11 protein-coding genes and 1 pseudogene are annotated in these 17,247 nt (G+C 73.0%); 11 read left to right on the forward strand and 1 reads right to left on the reverse strand.

What is annotated here, in order from left to right; all coding sequences use genetic code 11:
* Positions 1-16: 16 nt before the first annotated feature.
* From NAEX_RS02015 to NAEX_RS02050, 8 genes are all read left to right on the forward strand, one after another.
* Positions 17-1,978 carry an alpha-amylase family glycosyl hydrolase gene (locus tag NAEX_RS02015; RefSeq protein WP_096325835.1) on the forward strand — a complete coding sequence of 654 codons (1,962 nt, stop codon included), beginning with the start codon at positions 17-19 and terminating at the stop codon, positions 1,976-1,978.
* A 7-nt stretch (positions 1,979-1,985) separates the two neighbouring features.
* Positions 1,986-3,059 (forward strand): ABC transporter ATP-binding protein, encoded by a 1,074-nt coding sequence (locus NAEX_RS02020; RefSeq protein WP_096325836.1) that lies wholly within the window; start codon positions 1,986-1,988, stop codon positions 3,057-3,059.
* Between the two features lie 16 nt (positions 3,060-3,075).
* Positions 3,076-5,331 carry an extracellular solute-binding protein gene (locus tag NAEX_RS02025; protein ID WP_096325837.1) on the forward strand — a complete coding sequence of 752 codons (2,256 nt, stop codon included), beginning with the start codon at positions 3,076-3,078 and terminating at the stop codon, positions 5,329-5,331.
* The gene (locus tag NAEX_RS02030) at positions 5,328-6,206 is read left to right on the forward strand and encodes a sugar ABC transporter permease (RefSeq protein ID WP_096325838.1); all 879 of its coding nucleotides are present in this window, start codon (positions 5,328-5,330) and stop codon (positions 6,204-6,206) included. Before NAEX_RS02025 ends, NAEX_RS02030 begins: the two co-directional genes overlap by 4 nt.
* Before the next feature lie 243 nt (positions 6,207-6,449).
* Positions 6,450-8,555: a S9 family peptidase gene (locus NAEX_RS02035; protein WP_096325839.1), complete on the forward strand. Its 2,106-nt coding sequence runs from the start codon at positions 6,450-6,452 to the stop codon at positions 8,553-8,555.
* Positions 8,556-9,096: 541 nt separating this feature from the next.
* Positions 9,097-11,334: a chloride channel protein gene (locus NAEX_RS02040; RefSeq protein ID WP_096325840.1), complete on the forward strand. Its 2,238-nt coding sequence runs from the start codon at positions 9,097-9,099 to the stop codon at positions 11,332-11,334.
* A gap of 179 nt (positions 11,335-11,513) precedes the next feature.
* Positions 11,514-11,993 (forward strand): cupin domain-containing protein, encoded by a 480-nt coding sequence (locus NAEX_RS02045; protein ID WP_096325841.1) that lies wholly within the window; start codon positions 11,514-11,516, stop codon positions 11,991-11,993.
* A 171-nt stretch (positions 11,994-12,164) separates the two neighbouring features.
* On the forward strand, positions 12,165-12,677 hold the full coding sequence (locus NAEX_RS02050; protein ID WP_170135382.1) for a biopolymer transporter ExbD: 513 nt from the start codon (positions 12,165-12,167) through the stop codon (positions 12,675-12,677).
* A gap of 263 nt (positions 12,678-12,940) precedes the next feature.
* Here the strand turns inward: NAEX_RS02050 and NAEX_RS02055 are convergent, their stop codons facing one another.
* Positions 12,941-13,276, reverse strand: coding sequence for a (2Fe-2S) ferredoxin domain-containing protein (locus NAEX_RS02055; protein ID WP_096325843.1), 336 nt, complete (start codon positions 13,274-13,276; stop codon positions 12,941-12,943).
* A gap of 96 nt (positions 13,277-13,372) precedes the next feature.
* On the opposite strand from NAEX_RS02055, the gene NAEX_RS02060 reads away from it, so the two are divergent.
* The 3 genes and pseudogenes from NAEX_RS02060 to NAEX_RS54325 form a co-directional block, all read left to right on the forward strand.
* Complete coding sequence (locus tag NAEX_RS02060; protein WP_143141200.1) at positions 13,373-16,033, forward strand: AAA family ATPase; 2,661 nt, start codon at positions 13,373-13,375, stop codon at positions 16,031-16,033.
* Between the two features lie 86 nt (positions 16,034-16,119).
* On the forward strand, positions 16,120-16,497 hold the full coding sequence (locus tag NAEX_RS49445; RefSeq protein WP_170135383.1) for a response regulator: 378 nt from the start codon (positions 16,120-16,122) through the stop codon (positions 16,495-16,497).
* Positions 16,498-16,653: 156 nt separating this feature from the next.
* Positions 16,654-16,947 (forward strand): annotated as a pseudogene (locus NAEX_RS54325) (response regulator); the annotation flags it as partial.
* Between the last annotated feature and the right edge of the window lie 300 nt (positions 16,948-17,247).

A 17,247-nucleotide genomic window follows, 5' to 3' on the forward strand; every position in this document is an offset into this window, starting at 1 on the left:
TCTCGGAGACCTGACCATGCCCGCTCGCCGCCTCCTCGCCCTCGCCCCGACCCTGCTGGCCGCCGCCGGCTGCCTGCACTTCGACACCCTCGAAGAGCCGGTCAAGATCTCGACCCACGCCGAGGACTGGCGCGAGGCCGTCATCTACCAGGTGCTGATCGACCGCTTCGACGACGGCGACGACGGCAACAACTACCTGCTCGACCGCGAGAACATGGCCCGCTACCACGGCGGCGACTGGATCGGGCTCGAGAACCGGCTCGACTACATTCAGGAGCTCGGCGTCAACACCCTGTGGATCTCGCCGGTCATCAAGAACATCGAGACCGACGCCAACGTCGACGGTTATCACGGCTACTGGGCCGTCGACCTGACCCAGCCGAACGCCCACTTCGGCAACCTCGACGACCTGCGCAGCCTCGTCCAGGCCGCGCACGAGCGCGACATGCTGGTGGTGATCGACATCGTCGCCAACCACATGGGCCAGCTCTTCTTCTACGACATGAACCTCAACGGCGTGCCCGACATCCTGCTGCAGGGCACGGGCACGCGGCCGCAGGGCACCCCGGTGCCGGGCGGCTTCGACCAGTCGGGCTTCACCCACATCACCGAGTACGACCCCGACTTCAACCCGCTGGGGATCCAGGCCTTCACCTCGCTGGGCCCGGCCGGCCCGGCGCCGATCGTGTTCCCGTTCGACCCGAAGAGCGGCCACGTCACGCCGATGCCGCCGATCTTCCAGAACCCCGAGGTCTACAACCGCAAGGGCCGCACCTTCAATTACGACGACCCGCAGCAGCTCCTCACCGGCGACTTCCCCGGCGGCCTCAAGGACGTCAACACCACCCGCTGCGACGTCAAGCAGGCGTTCGTCGACTCGTACGCGCGGTGGATCGAGCTGACCGACGCCGACGGCTTCCGCATCGACACGGTCAAGCACGTCGAGCGCGAGTTCTGGCGCTACTTCAGCCAGCGGGTGCGCCAGCGGCTGGCGGCCCAGGGCAAGACCAAGTTCTTCATGTTCGGCGAGGCCTTCGACGGCCGCGACGAGCTGGTCGGCTCGTTCACCAAGAACGACCTGCCGAGCGACGAGGAGCTCGCGCGCGAGAACTCGTGCGACGACGGCCCGAAGATCACCGGCGACCAGCTCGACAGCGCCTTCTACTTCCCGCAGCACTACCAGGTGTTCCGCGACGTGTTCCAGGACGGCGCCTCGACCGACCGGATCGCCAACCTGTGGGCCAACAAGACCGTCAACTACGGCACCGTCGCGCCCAAGGACAGCGCCGGCATCCCGCCGCACAAGGTCCTCGTCAACTTCATCGACAACCACGACGTCGCGCGCTTCCTCTACTTCGCCCGCGAGCGCGTCGACGCGCACCCCGCGTTCGCCGGCAAGTCGGTGCGCGACAAGGAGCTGCGGCTGCGCGCCATGCTGCAGAACGCCCTGCTCATGCTCATGACCGCCGAGGGCGTGCCCTGCCTCTACTACGGCACCGAGCTCGAGTACCGCGGCGGCAACGACCCGAGCAACCGCGAGGACATGTGGCGGCCCTACCCCTACCTCGGTGACACCGTCGCGCCGCCGGCGTTCGACACCACCGGGCCGACCTTCGTCTTCACCAAGAAGCTGATCGAGTACCGCAAGAAGCTCGCGGCGCTGCGCCGCGGCGACACCAAGGTCGTGTGGTCGACCGCGCGCACCGGCGACGAGTCGGACGCCGGCATCTTCGCCTTCGAGCGCGCCGGCGGCGAGGCCGGCAACAACTACGTGCTGGTCGTGTTCAACACCAACCAGAACCACGACAGCCGCACCCAGTTCGAGGGCACCACCATGACCGTCTCGGCGCCCGCGGGCGCGGTGCTGGTCGACGTCCTCGGCGGCAACAAGAAGTACACCGTCGGCGCCGGCGGTTCCCTCGACCTCACCCTCCCGCCGGTCTCCGGCATGCTCCTGGTCCCGCAGCAGGACGTCTGACGCCTCGATGGTCGCCGTCACTGCGCGCACGATCGTCAAGCGGTTCGGGGCCACCGAGGTCCTGCGCGGCGTCGACGTCCACGTCCCTGACGGCGGCTTCGCCGTCCTCGTCGGCCCCAGCGGCTGCGGCAAGAGCACGCTGCTGCGCCTCCTGGCCGGCCTCGAGGAGGTCACCTCCGGCGAGATCCGCTTCGGCGAGCGCGACGTCACCCGGCTCGCCCCGCGCGACCGCGACATCGCCATGGTGTTCCAGTCGTACGCCCTCTACCCGCACCTCACGGTGCGCGACAACCTCGCGTTCGGCCTCAACCTGCGCAAGACCGACGCGGCCACGATCGCCGGCCGCGTCGCCGAGGTCAGCGCGATGCTCGGCCTCGATCACCTGCTCGATCGCCTGCCGCGGGCGCTGTCCGGCGGCCAGCGCCAGCGCGTCGCCATGGGCCGCGCGATCGTCCGCCGCCCGCAGCTGTTCCTGTTCGACGAGCCGCTGTCCAACCTCGACGCCGCGCTGCGGGCCCAGGTGCGCGTCGAGATCCGCAAGCTCCACGACCAGCTCGGCGCGACCAGCGTGTACGTCACCCACGACCAGGTCGAGGCGATGACGCTGGCCGACCAGATCTTCGTCCTCAACCGCGGCGTCGTCGAGCAGGTCGGCCCGCCGCGCGAGGTCTACGAGCACCCGCGGACCCGCTTCGTCGCCGGCTTCCTCGGCAGCCCGGCCATGAACTTCCTCGACGGCGTCCGGGTCGAGGCCGGCGGCCTCGCGCTGCCCGGCGGCCAGACGCTGGCCGTGCGCGACCCGGCCCCGTTCGGGCCCGCCTTCCAACCTGGCCGACCGGTCAGCCTCGGCGTGCGCCCGCACGACTTCGTGGTCCGCGCCGACGCCCCCGACCTCGTGGTCGACGTCGAGCTGGTCGAGCTGCTCGGCCCGGAGCTGCAGATCCACGCCCGCCTCGGCGGCGCCCCGCTGACCGTCTGCCTCGACAGCCAGAGCGGCGTCGCCCGCGGCGACCGCCTCCCCCTGGCCGTCCGCGCCCTCCACCTGTTCGACCCCGCCACCGGCCTGAGCCTGCGCGCATGAGCATGTTCTCAAAGGCATGTCCACTCGCACATGTCTCAAGCGACATGTCCGTGAGGTCCGCGTGCTGAGGCGCGCTGCGGCTCGCCTGTCGGCTCGCGCCGGCGCGCGGGTCTTCGGCGCCCTGTTCGCGCTCCTCGCCGCCCTCGCGCCCGCGCTCGCGCGGGCCGGCGAGCTGCGGCTGTGGCACGCCTACCGCGACGCCGAGGCGGCCGCGCTGGTGGCGATCGTCGAAGAATTCTCCGCCCGCACCGGCCACCGCGTCGAGCTGCTGGCGGTCGCCCACGAGAGCTTCGGCAGCAAGCTCGCGGCCACCATCCCGCGCGGTCAGGGCCCGCACGTCTTCATCGACTCGCACGAGCGCCTCGGCGACTACCGCCAGCGCGCCCTCGTCGGCGACGCCGGGCCCGCGCTCGAGCCCGACGCCGTCTACACCGCGCAGTCGCTGGCCGCGGTCACCCAGGACGGCGCGCGCTGGGGCGTCCCGCTGAGCGCCAAGTCGGTCGCGCTGTTCGTCAACGCCAGCCTCGTCGACCGCGTCCCGGGCACCCTCGAGGACATCGCCGCCCTGAAGCTGCCCGCCGGCGTCTACCCGCTGGCCTACGAGGCCCAGAGCGCCTACGGCCACATGCCGCTGCTGGCCGCCTTCGGCGGGCGCATGCTCGAAGGCGACGCCCGCTTCGGCTTCGTCGGCCCCGCCGCCGCGCGCTCGCTCGCGTTCGCGAAAGAGCTCGTCGATCGCGGCGCCGTCCCGCGCGACGCCGACGGCGCCCTCGTCAGCGACCTGTTCCGCTCCGGTCGCGCCGCCTTCGCCATCAGCGGCCCGTGGCTCGTCGGTCAGCTCGCCGGCGTCGAGTTCCCCTGGCGCGTCGTGCCGCTGCCGAAAGTCGGCGAGACCGGCCTGCCGATGCGCCCGCCGCTGACCGTCGAGGCCGCCATGCTGTCGCCGCAGGGGGCCGCCTCCCCGGCCGCGCTCGCGCTGGCCCGCGCGCTCGGCAGCGCCGAGGCGGCCGCGCTGCGCCAGCGCCTCGCCGGCACCCTGTCCGTCAGGACAGACGTACCTGTCCCCGAGGACAACCCGGTCCTCGCCGGCTTCCGCGCCCAGGCCGAGCTGGCCGAGCCGATGTCCGCCGACCCGGCCATGCGCTCGACCTGGGAGCCGGCCTTCCGCGCGATCCGCAAGGTCCTGCGCGGCCAGGCGGGGCCCGACGACGCGCTCGCCGAGGCCGCCCGTCGCTTCGCCGACGTCCGCCGCCCGCCGCCCGCCGCCGCCTCGCCGACCCCCGCCCTGCTGGTGCTCGGCCTCGGCATGCTGCTCGTCGCCTTCCACCTGGTCCGCCGCGCCCGCGACCCCGAGGCCCGCCGGGCCCTCCGCGCCTCGTTGCCGGCCTACCGCTACGTCGCGCACAGCGTCGTCGTCGTCGGCCTTTTGGTGTTCGTCCCGCTGATCGTCGGCGCCGCCACCTCGCTGTTCGCCGGCCGCCCGGGCGAGGGCTACTACGTCGGCCTCGCCAACTTCGTCGAGATCCTCACCGCCCGCGGCGGCCCGCTGCTCGCCACCGGCTCGTTCTGGTTCGTCCTCCTCGTCACCTTCCTGTGGACGGCCGTCAACGTCGTCCTCCACCTCGGCATCGGCCTCGCGCTCGGCCTCGTCCTGTCGCGCCCGACCCTGCGCCTGCGCGCGCTCTACCGCGTGCTCCTGATCCTCCCCTGGGCCGTGCCGAGCTACGTCACCGCCCTGGCGTGGAAGGGCATGTTCCACCAGCAGTTCGGCGCCGTCACCGGCCTGATCCACGCGGTCAACGACTGGTTCGGCACCAGCATCGAGCCGATCGCCTGGTTCTCGCGCTTCGCCACCGCCTTCGCCGCCAACGTCGCCACCAACGTGTGGCTCGGCTTCCCCTTCATGATGGTCGTCACGCTCGGCGCGCTCACGGCCGTGCCCGCCGACGTGCTCGAGGCCGCCGAGGTCGACGGCGCCACCCGCTGGCAACGGCTGACGCGCGTCACCCTGCCGATGATCCGCCCGGCCCTCGCCCCGGCCGTCACGCTCGGCGCGATCTGGACCTTCAACATGTTCAACGTCGTCTTCCTCGTCTCGGGCGGCGACCCCGACGGCTCGACCGACATCCTCGTCAGCGAGGCGTACCGCTGGGCCTTCACCCGCGAGGCCCAGTACGGCTACGCCGCCGCCTACGCCGTCCTGATCTTCCTGCTCCTGCTCGTCACCACCCGCCTGCCCGCCTGGCTGGCGCGCAAGGAGGCCGGGCGATGAGTCCTTCGGGACAGGGTCGAAAGGTCAGCCTCGCCGAGTCGATCGGCGCCCACCTGCTGCTCGTCGTCGCCGTCGCGTTCGCGCTCTATCCGCTGCTGTGGGTCGTCTCGCTGGCCTTCTCCGGCGCGGTCGAGCCGACCCCGCGGGTCTTGCCGGTCCCGCTCGAGCCGACCCTCGAGCACCTGCGCGGCGTCGCCTTCTCGACCCTCGAGGTCCCGGGCGAGCCCGACCGCTGGCTGTTCGGCCTGCAGCTCGCCAACTCGATCGTCATCAGCCTCGCCACCGCCCTGGTCGGCGTCGTCATCGCCGTGCCGACCGCCTACGCCCTGGCCCGCTTCGACTTCGTCGGCAAGGAGGGCGGCGTGCGGGCCCTTTTGGCCACGCAGATGTTCCCGGCGGTCGCCAGCGCGATCCCCCTCTACATCATCCTCGACGGCCTCGGTCTGCTCGGCACCCGCTCGGGCCTGGTCCTCTGCTACGCCACCACCGCCGTGCCGTTCGCCATCTTCCAATTGCGCGGCGCCTTCGAGACCATCCCGCGCGACCTCGAGGAGGCCGCCATGGTCGACGGCGCCACCCGCTTCGAGGCCTTCCGCAAGGTCGTCCTGCCTGCCGCTCGCCCGGCGATCGCCGTCACCGCCCTGTTCGCCTTCATGAGCGCCTACAACGAGTTCGTGCTGGCGCACACCATGCTCGGGCGCGAGGAGATGTACACCGTCCCCGTGGTCCTGCAGCGCTACATCTCCGAGTTCAGCGCCGACTGGCCCAAGTTCGCCGCCGGCTCGCTGATCGTCTCGATCCCGGTGATGATCCTCTTCTACATCGCCCAGCGCCACCTCATCGCCGGCCTCACCGCCGGCGGCGTGAAGGGCTGAGGCGGACGGCGATTGTCGACAGTGTGATCGACCGCGGGCGATCGCCGGCCGACGAAACACAATGCGCATTCGCGGCGGGGCAGCGGCGATCGTCGCATCGGAGCGGCTGAGGTCGCCGGACCCGCCCCATTCGCGCGCGTTTCCGCCCCTCCGATTCCGTCACATTTCATCCAGGCCGTGAATCCAACCTGCGACGATGGGATTCCAAAGCGTCGCCCGAACGAACCCTTTTGGAGGACCCGAATGCGTCGATTCCTGCTCCTGTCCCTCGGCCTCGCCGTCGCTCCCGCCTGTAGCCCGCCCGGGCCCTCCGACCACGGGAAGGCCGCTCCGCCGGCGCCCAAGGCCGCCACGCCGCCGCCGACCAGCGCGCCCGCGGCCCCGGAGCCCGAGCTCATCCCGCGCGAGCTTCTGTTCGGCAACCCCGAGCGCGTCAACGTCCAGATCAGCCCCGACGGCAAGCACCTCAGCTGGGTCGCGCCGGTCGACGGCGTGCTCAACGTCCACGTCGCGCCGGCCGACGACGCGGCCAAGGGTCGGGCCGTCACCGCCGACAAGGCGCGCGGCATCACCCAGTACTTCTGGTCCTACCGCCCCGACACGCTGCTCTACCTGCGCGACACCGGCGGCGACGAGGACTTCCATCTCCACGCGCTCGACCTCAAGACCGGCGAGAGCCGCGACCTCACGCCCTACCCGAAGACGCGCGCCAGCGTCAACGGCGTCAGCCACCTCCATCCCGACGTCGTGCTCGTCGGCATGAACGACCGCGATCAACAGTGGCACGACCTCTACCGCGTCGACCTGGCGACCGGCAAGCGGACCCTGGTCGAGCGCAACGATCAGAAGATCGCCGGCTACATCACCGACCCCGAGCTCAAGGTGCGCCTGGCCACGCGCGCGCGCGACGACGGCGGCATCGACGTCCTGCAACCCGACGGCAAGGGCGGCTGGAAGCCGTTCGAGCAGATCCCGTTCGACGACGCGCTGAGCACCCATTTCGGCAACATCACGACCGACGGCAAGACCCTGCACCTGCGAGACTCTCGCAACCGCGACACCGTCGCCCTGTACGCCGTCGACCTCGCGAGCGGCGAGAAGAAGCTGCTGCTCGAGGACCCGCGCGCCGACATCAGCGGGGCGCTGACCGACCCGCGCACCGGCGCGGTGCGGGCGGTCGCCACCAACTACCTGCGCGAGGAGTGGAAGGCGCTCGACGACGGCATCACCCGCGACCTCGAGAAGCTCAAGGCGATCGGGCCCGGCGTCATCGGCGTCACCTCCAGCACCCTCGACGACCAGACCTGGATCGTCGCCTACTCGGCCGCCGAGGCGCCGGCGGTCTACTACCGCTACGCCCGCGGCAGCGGCGAGCTGACGAAGCTGTTCTCGGCCCGCCCGGCGCTCGACGGCAAGCCGCTGGTCAAGCAGTGGCCGCAGGAGGTCCCCGCGCGCGACGGCCTCACGCTCGTCAGCTACCTGACCCTGCCGCACCAGTCCGACCCCGAGCAGGACGGCAAGCCGAACAAGCCCGCGCCGCTGGTCCTCTACGTCCACGGCGGCCCGTGGGCGCGCGACACCTACGGCTACTCGTCCACGCCGCAATGGCTGGCCAACCGCGGCTACGCGGTGCTGCAGGTCAACTATCGCGGCTCGACCGGCTTCGGCAAGGAATTCGTCAACAAGTCCAACTTCGAGTGGGCCGGCAAGATGCACGAGGACCTGGTCGACGCCGTGAACTGGGCGGTCAAGCAGGGCGTCACCACCGCCGACCAGGTCGCGATCATGGGCGGCAGCTACGGCGGCTACGCGACCCTGGTCGGCCTGACCTTCACGCCCGACACGTTCAAGTGCGGCGTCGACGTCGTCGGCCCCTCCAACCTGATCACCCTGTTCAACACCTTCCCCGCCTACTGGGCCAGCTTCATGCAGCAGTGGTACCTCCGCGTCGGCGACCCGCGCACCGAGGAGGGCAAGCAGAAGCTGCTCGACCGCTCGCCGATCACCCACGTCGACAAGATCAAGAAGCCGCTGCTCATCGCCCAGGGCGCCAACGACCCGCGGGTGAAGCAGGCCGAGAGCGACCAGATCGTCGAGGCCATGAAGACCAAGAAGATCCCCGTCACCTACCTGCTGTTCCCCGACGAGGGCCACGGCTTCGCCCGCTCGGAGAACAGCAAGGCCTACACCGCCGCGGCCGAGGGCTTCCTCGGCACCTGCCTCGGCGGCCGCGTCGAGCCGATCGGCAAGGACCTGACCGGCTCGAGCATCACCGTCCCGGTCGGCGCCGACATCGTCCCCGGCCTCGCCGAGGCGCTCGCCTCGCACACCCAGGCGATCAAGAACTAGCGCGGCGACGCGACGATCGCGAGACCGCCGCGATCGTCGCGTCGCGCTTCGACTGCCGTCGCAACGCTCGACTCGCGGCCGAAGCCGGGGCGGCGGCCGCGTGGGCCGCTCGCCGCGCCTGAGCCGCTGCTGCCGGCATCGGCTCCGCCTCGCCATGAGCGCTGCGCCCGTTCGCCGCGCCTGCATGAGCTCCGCACCGCCGCGAGCGCCGCTCGCCGGGCCTGAGCCCGCCGCTGCGATCGATCCTCCTCTGGCTGCGACCGTTCGCGGGACGTCGTCACGCCGGGTGTCCGCCGGGCGACGGTCGCGCGAGATCCTGCGCTGCCTGCGGCCTGGCAGGTGTCCTCCCTCCGGGTGTTAAGCGGCTCCTTGCCAAGCGACCTCCGCGTCGCCGGCGAGCCACACGGCCGTTGCCAGCCGTCCGAGCGCGGCCGCGCGGTCTCGACCTGTCCCCAAGACCATCCGTCCATTGCACCTGTCCTGCAGGACAGCTTGCGCCGGCTCGCGCCCGCCGCGGCGATTTTGTTATTGTCGGATCCCCGTGCCCGAGACGGAGCCCCCAGCGCCCGCGCGAGGTTCGCCCCCCGACCCCGCCGCGGCCCCCGGCCATGCGAACGCGACGCGCCTCACCGGCGCGCACCGGCTCGCCAGCGCCGAGACGACCGGCTTCTTCGACGCGCTGCCGCACGGCACCGTGCTGATGCGCCTGTGGGCCCGCCTCGGCCTGCTCATGGGCCAGCAGCTCGCGCGGGTGGTCCGCGACGACCACGTCTTCCTCATCGTCATGGCCGCGGTGGTCGGCACCACCAGCGGCGTCGCGGCCGGCGCCTTGCTGGCGTGGATCGAGTACGCCTTCCGCCTGTTCCCGCGGCCGGAGGAGAGCAGCGCCCTCGTCCGCTGGGCCGCGGTCATCGGCGTCCCGGTGCTCGGCGGGCTCGCGGCCGGCGGCCTGCACTTCGTGCTGCGGCGGATCATCCAGCAGCCGCTGGTGATGGGCATCCCCGCCGTCATCGAGGCCATCACGCGCCGGCAGGGCACGATCCGCGGGCGCCAGGCCGTGATCGCCGGCGTCGGCACCGGCATCACGATCGGCAGCGGCGGCTCGTGCGGGCACGAGGGTCCGAGCGTGGCGATCGGCGCGGCCGTCGGCAGCGTCCTCGCCCGCTTCTTCGGCCTGCGCATGCGCTGGCACCTGGCGATGGTCGGGGCCGGGTGCGCCGGCGGCCTCGCGGCGGCCTTCAACGCCCCGCTGGCGGGCGTCGTGTTCACCGTCGAGATCGTGTTCGGCGGCGCCATCGGCGGCAACATCGGCACCATGTCGGTGTTCGTGCCGCTGATCGTCGCCGCGGTGGCGGGCACCTTCACCTCGCACGCGATCCGCGGCGAGCACCTGACCTTTACGACAGTCCAGCACGGCGACGCCATGCTCGTCGAGATGGGCCTGTTCATCGCCCTCGCCGCGCTGGCCGGCGTGCTCGGCACGCTGATGGGCCGCGCGGTGATCGGCACCACCAAGTGGTTTCAGAACCTGAAGGCCCCCGTCCTGCTCAAGCCGGCGCTCGGCGCCTTCGGCGTCGGCCTGCTCGCCGCCGTCGTCTCCAACGACGTCCTCGGCGGCGGTCTCCCCACCATCAACGAGGCGCTGCAGGGCCGCCTCGGCTGGCAGCTCGCGCTGGCGCTGCTCGGCCTCAAGCTCGTCGCCACCGCGCTGACCGTCGGCAGCGGCGGCTTCGGCGGCGTGTTCACGCCCTCCCTGTACATCGGCGCCTGCCTCGGCACCGTGGTCGGCGCGGTCGCCCACTTCGCGCTCGGCCCGGGCGCCGAGTCGACCGCCGCCTACGCGCTCGTCGGCATGGGGGCGATCTTCGCCGCCACCATGCAGGCCCCGCTGACGCCGATCGTGATGATCTTCGAGCTCACCCGGGACTACGAGCTCATCCTCCCGCTGATGCTCGGCTGCATCCTCGCGGTGTTCGTCGCCCGCCGGATGTCGCCGCGCAGCCTGTTCCAGGAGATCCTCCACCAGCAGGGCGTGGTGCTCGGCCACGAGGCCGAGGTCGAGGTCATGAAGCGCGGCCACGTCGCCGACCTCATGCAACCGCCGCCGCGCACCCTGTCTGAAGGGACAGGCGCCGCCGAGGTCCGGCGCGTCGCCCTCGACGAGGGCCGCTCGCCGTTCGTGGTCGACGACACCGGCGCGGTGGTCGGCTGGATCGACGCCGACCTGCTGGCCAAGCGGGTCCTGCACGGCGACGTCCCGGCCGACGCCGCGGCTCGCGACCTGATGACCGACGTCCAGCTCGCGCTGCTCTACCCGACCGACACCCTCGCCGGCGCGATGCTGGCCTCGGCCCGCTCGAGCGCGGAGGTCCTGCCGGTCGTCGATCACGAGCGCCGCCTCGTCGGCGTGCTCCGGCGCGGCGACCTGCTCGCCCACTACAGCGACAAGGTGCTCGGCCAGCAGGAAGAGGCGGTCCACATGCACACGACCGGCGGCGCGGTCCACGGCCACGAGGTCGGGCTCGGCAAGGGCATGATCCTGGACCACATCGTCGTCGGCCGCCGCTGGGCCGGCCGCACGCTCGCCGACCTGGCGCTGCGCTCGCAGACCGGCGCGACGGTGGTCGAGTGGCTGCGCGGCGAGGCGCCGCTGGCGATCGATCCCAACGCGCCGCTGCAGCACAACGACGTCCTCGCGGTGGTCGGCACGCGCGAGCAGATCCTCGCGGCCCGCCGCATGGGCCCGACGCGACCCGGGGTGGCTGCGCCGCAGCTTTGAATCTGTCCTTCGGGACACTTGGATCTCGGGGGCTCGGCGCGGGGCTGTCCTTCGAGACATCCTTGGGATGGTCGCGTTTTCGCGGAGACCAGCGGCCAGCGCAAAACATCGGGTCTTGCTCGCGTCCTTCGCCTGGAAAGGAGGCCCCGCTCGGCGCGCGGACGCGCTACGCTCCCGGCGTGCCGCACGACGCTCAGGGCTGGATCGACGCGCTTCACCTCGTCCCGCACCCGGAGGGCGGGCACTACCGCGAGACCTACCGGGCCGCGCTCGCCGTCACGCGCGAGGGCGCATCGCGGTCGGCCTCGACGGCGATCTACTACTTGCTGCGCCACGGCGAGCGCTCGCGCCTGCACCGGATCCGCAGCGACGAGCTGTGGCACTTCCACGCCGGCGACGGGCTCCAGGTCCACGTCTTCGCCGCAGGCGGGCACAGCGTCCTGCGCCTGGGGCTCGACCTGGCGGCGGGCGAAGCTCCGCAGCAGTGGGTCGCCGCGGGCGCGTGGTTCGGCGCCGAGGTCGAGCGACCGGGCGGGTGGGCGCTGGTCAGCTGCACCGTCGCGCCGGGCTTCGAATTCGCCGACCTCGAGTTCGCCGACCGCGACGCGCTCGTCCGCGCCTTCCCGGCCCACGCCGACGTCGTCACCCGCCTCACCTGACCTGCAGCCGAAGATCGCGGTCACGCGCGAGGGCCGGTGAATATTCCTCGGGAACCTCTTCGGGGCGGCGCTGTCTGCCTGTCCGAAGCGACGCGTGCGGTCGGTGTGCGGCCGCGCTGTCCGTCGCGACATGTCCTATTCGACAGCCGCATGTCCGTGGAGGATCCCGCCGTGCCCACCCGCAAGCCGACCGAGGAAGAGACCGTCAACGCCGACCTCCTGCCCGTCATGAACGTGATGTTCTTGCTGATCCCCGCCCTGCTCCTGGCGATGGAGTTCGCCAGCATGGCCCAGATCACGGTCGCCGTGCCCCGCACCGTCAGCCACCCCGTCTCGCAGCCGCAGAACCCGACCCAGCCCGAGCTCGGCTTCAAGGTCGCCATCGGCCGCGACGGCTTCCGCACCCGCTCCGGCGGCGCCGACGCCGGCCCCGGCGCGATCCCCCTGAACGGCGGCGACTACGACTACGCCGCCCTCGCCGCCGCCGCCCGCGATCTCAAGCACCTGTTCCCGGCCGAGTCGACCGTGACGATCACCGCCGAGGGCGACGTGCCGATGGACGTCCTGGTCCGCACCATCGACGTCCTGCGCGGCGACCGCTGCAAGCTCGGCGCGTACGCCCGCGGCGAGCAGCCCGGCGACGAGTGCCTGTTCTGGTCGCCGGTGATCGAGAGCGTCGGCTGATCGCCGCCTCCGCGCCCGCGCGTCAGGGCAGCTCTGTCCGCTCGCGCGGGCGCCCTCCATGGGCCCGCGGGCCCGCGCGCATCACATGTCCCCGAGGGCATCCCGCCTCGGGATGCCTGAGCATGTCCCCGAGGACAGGTGAGTGCGCAGCCGAGCGGTACGAGGCAGCCGCGCCCGCGGGCCCGGGCCTGAGCAGCGGGCGCGCCTGCACCGCGACGCCCCCGGCGCCGGCGACATGAAGACCGGCGACCGCGCCGCCCGCCTCAGTACTCCTCGACCCACTCGGCGACCGGCGTGCCCTCGCCGGCGTGGCGCTCGAGGATCGTCGCGACCTTCTCCTCGGTCATACCCGGATAAAAGCCGAGCCCGCTCACCTCACGCGGCTCGTCTTCGCCCTTCTCGTTGGGGGCCAGCGGCCGCACGAACACGTTGGGGCCCTCGCTGCAGCGCCCGAAGCAGTTGAAGGCCGCCACGTGGCAGCGGGTCTTGAGCTCCGGGTCGGCCGCGATCCCCGCCTTGAGCAGCGTCACCAGGCGGTCGCTCTCGTGGGTGATGCCGCAGCTCGGCCCGTCGCAGACGAGGATCTGAAACCTACGCATGGCGCCCGGGCCTTGTAGCGAACAACGGCCAGCCCTCGCAAGTCGACCGTCTGCCGGTTTTTTGGCGGTCCGGCGCCCGGCGAGTAGCGTCGCTCCATGATCGGACCCCCGGAGCCTGGCGTGCGCACCAGCTCGCGCCGAACCTCGCCTGCCGGGCCGCGGGCCGGCTGCTCGTGCGAGCTCCTGCTCTCGCTGTGCGCCGCCGAGTCCGTCCAGGGCGTCCTGGCCGCGCACGGGCTCGACGTCGCCCGCCTGCGCGCCCTCGTCGACGAGCTGCACGCCGAGGTCGAGACCGAGCCCGCCGACTGGCGTCTGCGGATCACCCAGCGCGGCGGCCGCGCGGCCGACCCCGACCTCGATCTCCTGCTCGCCCTCGTCCGCTCCGCCGACTCGCACGCCTACCAGCTGCTCGAGCGGGCCGGCGCCGCCTGCGGCGCCCTGCGCAAGCTCCTGATCGACCGCCTGCGCGCGCTCGAGGCGGCCGCGCTCAACGGGACAGGTCCCGTGCGCCATGTCTCATCGGCCATGGCCGGAGAGACAGCCACACCGCGCCGCCCGGTCGTGCAGCGCATGTCGACCGCCCGCGGCGAGCGCCCGCTGCGCCGCTCGCTCGCCGACGGCCGGCCCACCGAGCCGGCCGTCCGTACCCCGAACGCCCGCGCCGACGACGCCCCGCGGCCGACCCGCGGCGGCGCTCGCCCCTGGCCCGAAGACCAGCCGCGGGTCCGCCTCGAGCCCGCCCGCCCGACCGACGTCCGCACCTGGCCCGAAGACCACCCCGCCCGGCTGCGCCTCGACGCCGCCCGCCCCGCCGGCGACGACGCCCGCGCCCGCCCGGCCGACCGCACCTGGCCCGAAGACCAGCCCGCCCGCGCCCGCACCTGGCCCGAAGACCAGCCCGCCCGCGCTCGCACCTGGCCCGAAGACCAGCCCGACGCCCGCGGCGCCCTTCGGCCGACGCGCGAGCAGCCGCGCCTGCTGGCGCGCCCGGAGCCGCGGCCCGGGCGCGCCGCGGCCCTGTCCCCGCGGACAGGTACGAGCCCGCAGGCCGCCACCGCCGTCGAACCCGAGCCGCGCCCGGCTCCGGCCCCGCAGCCCGAGGCTCGCAATCACCGCCTGGTCCCGATCGATCCGTCCGCCCTGCCGCCGCTGCACGGCCGCGAGGGCGAGCTGGCGCGCCTGGCCGACGCCGTCCTGCGCCGCTCCCCGCGCCCGCCGCTGCTCGTCGGCCCGGCCGGCAGCGGCCGCACGCTGGTCGCCAAGCACCTGGCCGGCCTGCTGCACCAGCCGGTCTTCTACCTGTCCGCGACCCGCTACGAGGACGAGGACGGCCTGCGCGCCGACCTCGCCGCCGTCGCCAAGCAGGGCGGCGTCGCCATCCTCGACGACCTCGATCGCCTCGGCGGCGACGGCCCGCCGGCGCTGCTCGGCGCCCTCGCCAAGGCCTGGTCTTCGGGACAGCCGCCGATCGTCGCCGTCGCCTCGCCCGAGGGTCAGGCCCGCCTCGGCGCCTGGGCGCCCGGCCTGACCGCCGCGCTCGACCTCGTCACCCTCGCCCCGCTCGAGGGCGACGACCTGCGCGCCGCCGTGGCCGCCGGCGCGCCCGCGGTGCTGGCCCAGCACGGCCTGTCTCTCGGGTCAGGCAGCCGCCTGGCCGAGCTCGTGCGCCTGGCCGACCGCTTCCTCGCCGGCCTGGCCCAGCCCGGCCGCAGCCTCGACCTGCTCGACCTCGCCTGCGCCCGCACCGCCCGCGAGGGCCGCGGCGCCGTCCAGCGCGACACCTGGATCGACATCGTCTGCGAGCGCAGCGGCGTCCCGCGCGAGCGCCTCGAGGGCCAGGGCCACCAGGACATGCTCGAGCTCGAGGCCGAGCTCGCGCGCAAGGTCGTCGGCCACGAGCACGCGCTGTCGGCCATCTCCCAGCTGATCCGCAGGAACCGCGCCGGCTTCGGCTCGCAGCGGCCGATCGCCACCGTCCTCCTGCTCGGCCCCAGCGGCGTCGGCAAGACCGAGATCGCCAAGGCCCTGTGCGGGGCCCTGTTCGACCGCCCCGACGCGTTCGTCCGCCTCGACATGAGCGAGTACGCCGAGGCCCACGCGGTCGCGCGGATCGTCGGCGCCCCGCCCGGCTACGTCGGCCACGAGCAGGGCGGCGCGCTGACCGACCCGCTGCTCAAGCAGCCGCACTGCGTCGTCCTGCTCGACGAGATCGAGAAGGCCCACCGCGACGTCCACCAGCTGCTGCTGCAGGTGTTCGACGAGGGCCGGCTGACCGACGGCCGCGGCCGCACGATCGACTTCCGCCACGCCGCGATCGTCATGACCTCGAACCTCGGCGCCACCTGCCTCGACGCCACCGGCGACGCCCGCCTCGACGAGGCCCGCGTGCTCGAGGCCGCCCGCGCCGCCTTCCCGGTCGAGCTGTGGAACCGCATCGAGGCCCCGCTGGTGCTCCACCCGCTCGGCGAGGCCCAGCTGGCCCGGATCTGCGCCCGCCTGGTCCGCGCCTCGTCCGACCGCCTGCTGCGCGAGCGCGGCATCCGCTACCGCCTCACCGACGCCGCCACTTGCCACGTCGTCGGCCTGTGCGGAAAAGACATGTCCCTTGGGGCACGTCCCTTGCGACATGTCCTTACGCGCAGCGTCGAGGCGCTGCTCGCCGACGCGATCCTGCGCGGCCAGATCCGCGCCGGCATGCAGGTCGAGGTCGATCTCGACCACGCCGGCGCGCTGGTGCTGCTGGCCTCGCGCGGCTGAGCGCGCCGGCCGGGCCCCGCGGCGCCGGCGAGCGAGCGCCCGCGGACCTCGTCGGCGCCCCGGGGCGCGTGCTACCGTGCGGCGCGGTGTCGTCCGCGCTGATCATCGAGGCCGACCCGCGGCTGGCGATCCGGCTGGCGACCATCCTCGCCGCCCGCTCGCTGCCGGCGGCCGTGCTCGCCGACCCCGAGCGGGCCGTCGCGCGCGTGCGGGCCGAGCCGCCGGCGCTGGTGCTGCTGCGCGTCGAGCTGCCGGGCACCTCCGGCTTCGCGGTGTGCAACCGCCTGCGACGCGACGACGACACCCGCGCGATCCCCCTGATTCTCTACGCCAGCGACGTCGCGCCCGAAGTGTTCGATGGTCACAGCAAGCTGCGGACCCGCGCCAGCGCCTACTTGCACGTGCCCTTCGACCCCGCCCGCGTCCTGGCCGCCGTGGCCGCCTGCCTGCCTGCGAGCGCGTGAAGCGGCCGCGCGGCGCTCGCGGTGACCGCGCGACGAGGCCGCGGAAAGCGTCCGCCGCGGATCCCGCGACGCCCCGTAGAACATTGTTATGCGGGCCGCCAGCGACCGGCCCGTCGCCCCTGGTGGAAGCGAGCAAGGCCGGATATTTTGGCCCACGTGCACTCAGCGCTGATCATCGACGCGGACGGCAAGACCCCGGCAACCCTCAAGAACATCCTGGCCCCCTACGGCTTCGAGTTCACGATCACGGAGAACGGGCCCGAGGCTGTCAACGTCGCGCGTCAGGCCGCGCCGGACATCATCTTTTTGCGCGCCGAGCTGCCGCTGACCTCCGGCTTCTCGGTGTGCAACCGCCTGCGGCGCCACGAGGACACCAAGCGGATCCCGCTCATCATGTACTCCTCGAACGTCAGCGAGGACGTGTTCGAGCAGCACCGCAACCTCAAGACCCACGCCGACGACTACCTGCGCCTGCCGCTCGACGAGGGCCGCCTGGTCGCCGCCATCCGCCCCGTCCTGCCGATCGGCGAGGCCAAGGCCGCCCCGGGCGGCGAGGCGGCCCCCAGCGCCGGCGGGGCGGGCCCCGGCGGCCAAGCCGGCCCGCTCGGGCCGGTCGAAAGAGCGCCTCGAGATCGAGCTGCGCGACGCGCCCGCGCGCGCCGGCGACAACCGCCAGGCCTTCGAGCAGGAGTTCGCCGACGGCTTCAACGCCCTCCAGGACGAGCCCTCCTCGGCCATCCCGCGCGAGGG

Origin of the sequence: Nannocystis exedens, from assembly GCF_002343915.1 — a bacterium.
GTDB lineage: Bacteria > Myxococcota_A > Polyangia > Nannocystales > Nannocystaceae > Nannocystis > Nannocystis exedens.

Coding starts and splice junctions, on each gene's coding strand:
- NAEX_RS02015 (WP_096325835.1), top strand. CDS start 17: ATGCCCGCTCGCCGCCTCCTCGCCCTCGCCCCGACCCTGCTGGCCGCC.
- NAEX_RS02020 (WP_096325836.1), top strand. CDS start 1,986: ATGGTCGCCGTCACTGCGCGCACGATCGTCAAGCGGTTCGGGGCCACC.
- NAEX_RS02025 (WP_096325837.1), top strand. CDS start 3,076: ATGTCCACTCGCACATGTCTCAAGCGACATGTCCGTGAGGTCCGCGTG.
- NAEX_RS02030 (WP_096325838.1), top strand. CDS start 5,328: ATGAGTCCTTCGGGACAGGGTCGAAAGGTCAGCCTCGCCGAGTCGATC.
- NAEX_RS02035 (WP_096325839.1), top strand. CDS start 6,450: ATGCGTCGATTCCTGCTCCTGTCCCTCGGCCTCGCCGTCGCTCCCGCC.
- NAEX_RS02055 (WP_096325843.1), bottom strand. CDS start 13,276: ATGCGTAGGTTTCAGATCCTCGTCTGCGACGGGCCGAGCTGCGGCATC.
- NAEX_RS02060 (WP_143141200.1), top strand. CDS start 13,373: ATGATCGGACCCCCGGAGCCTGGCGTGCGCACCAGCTCGCGCCGAACC.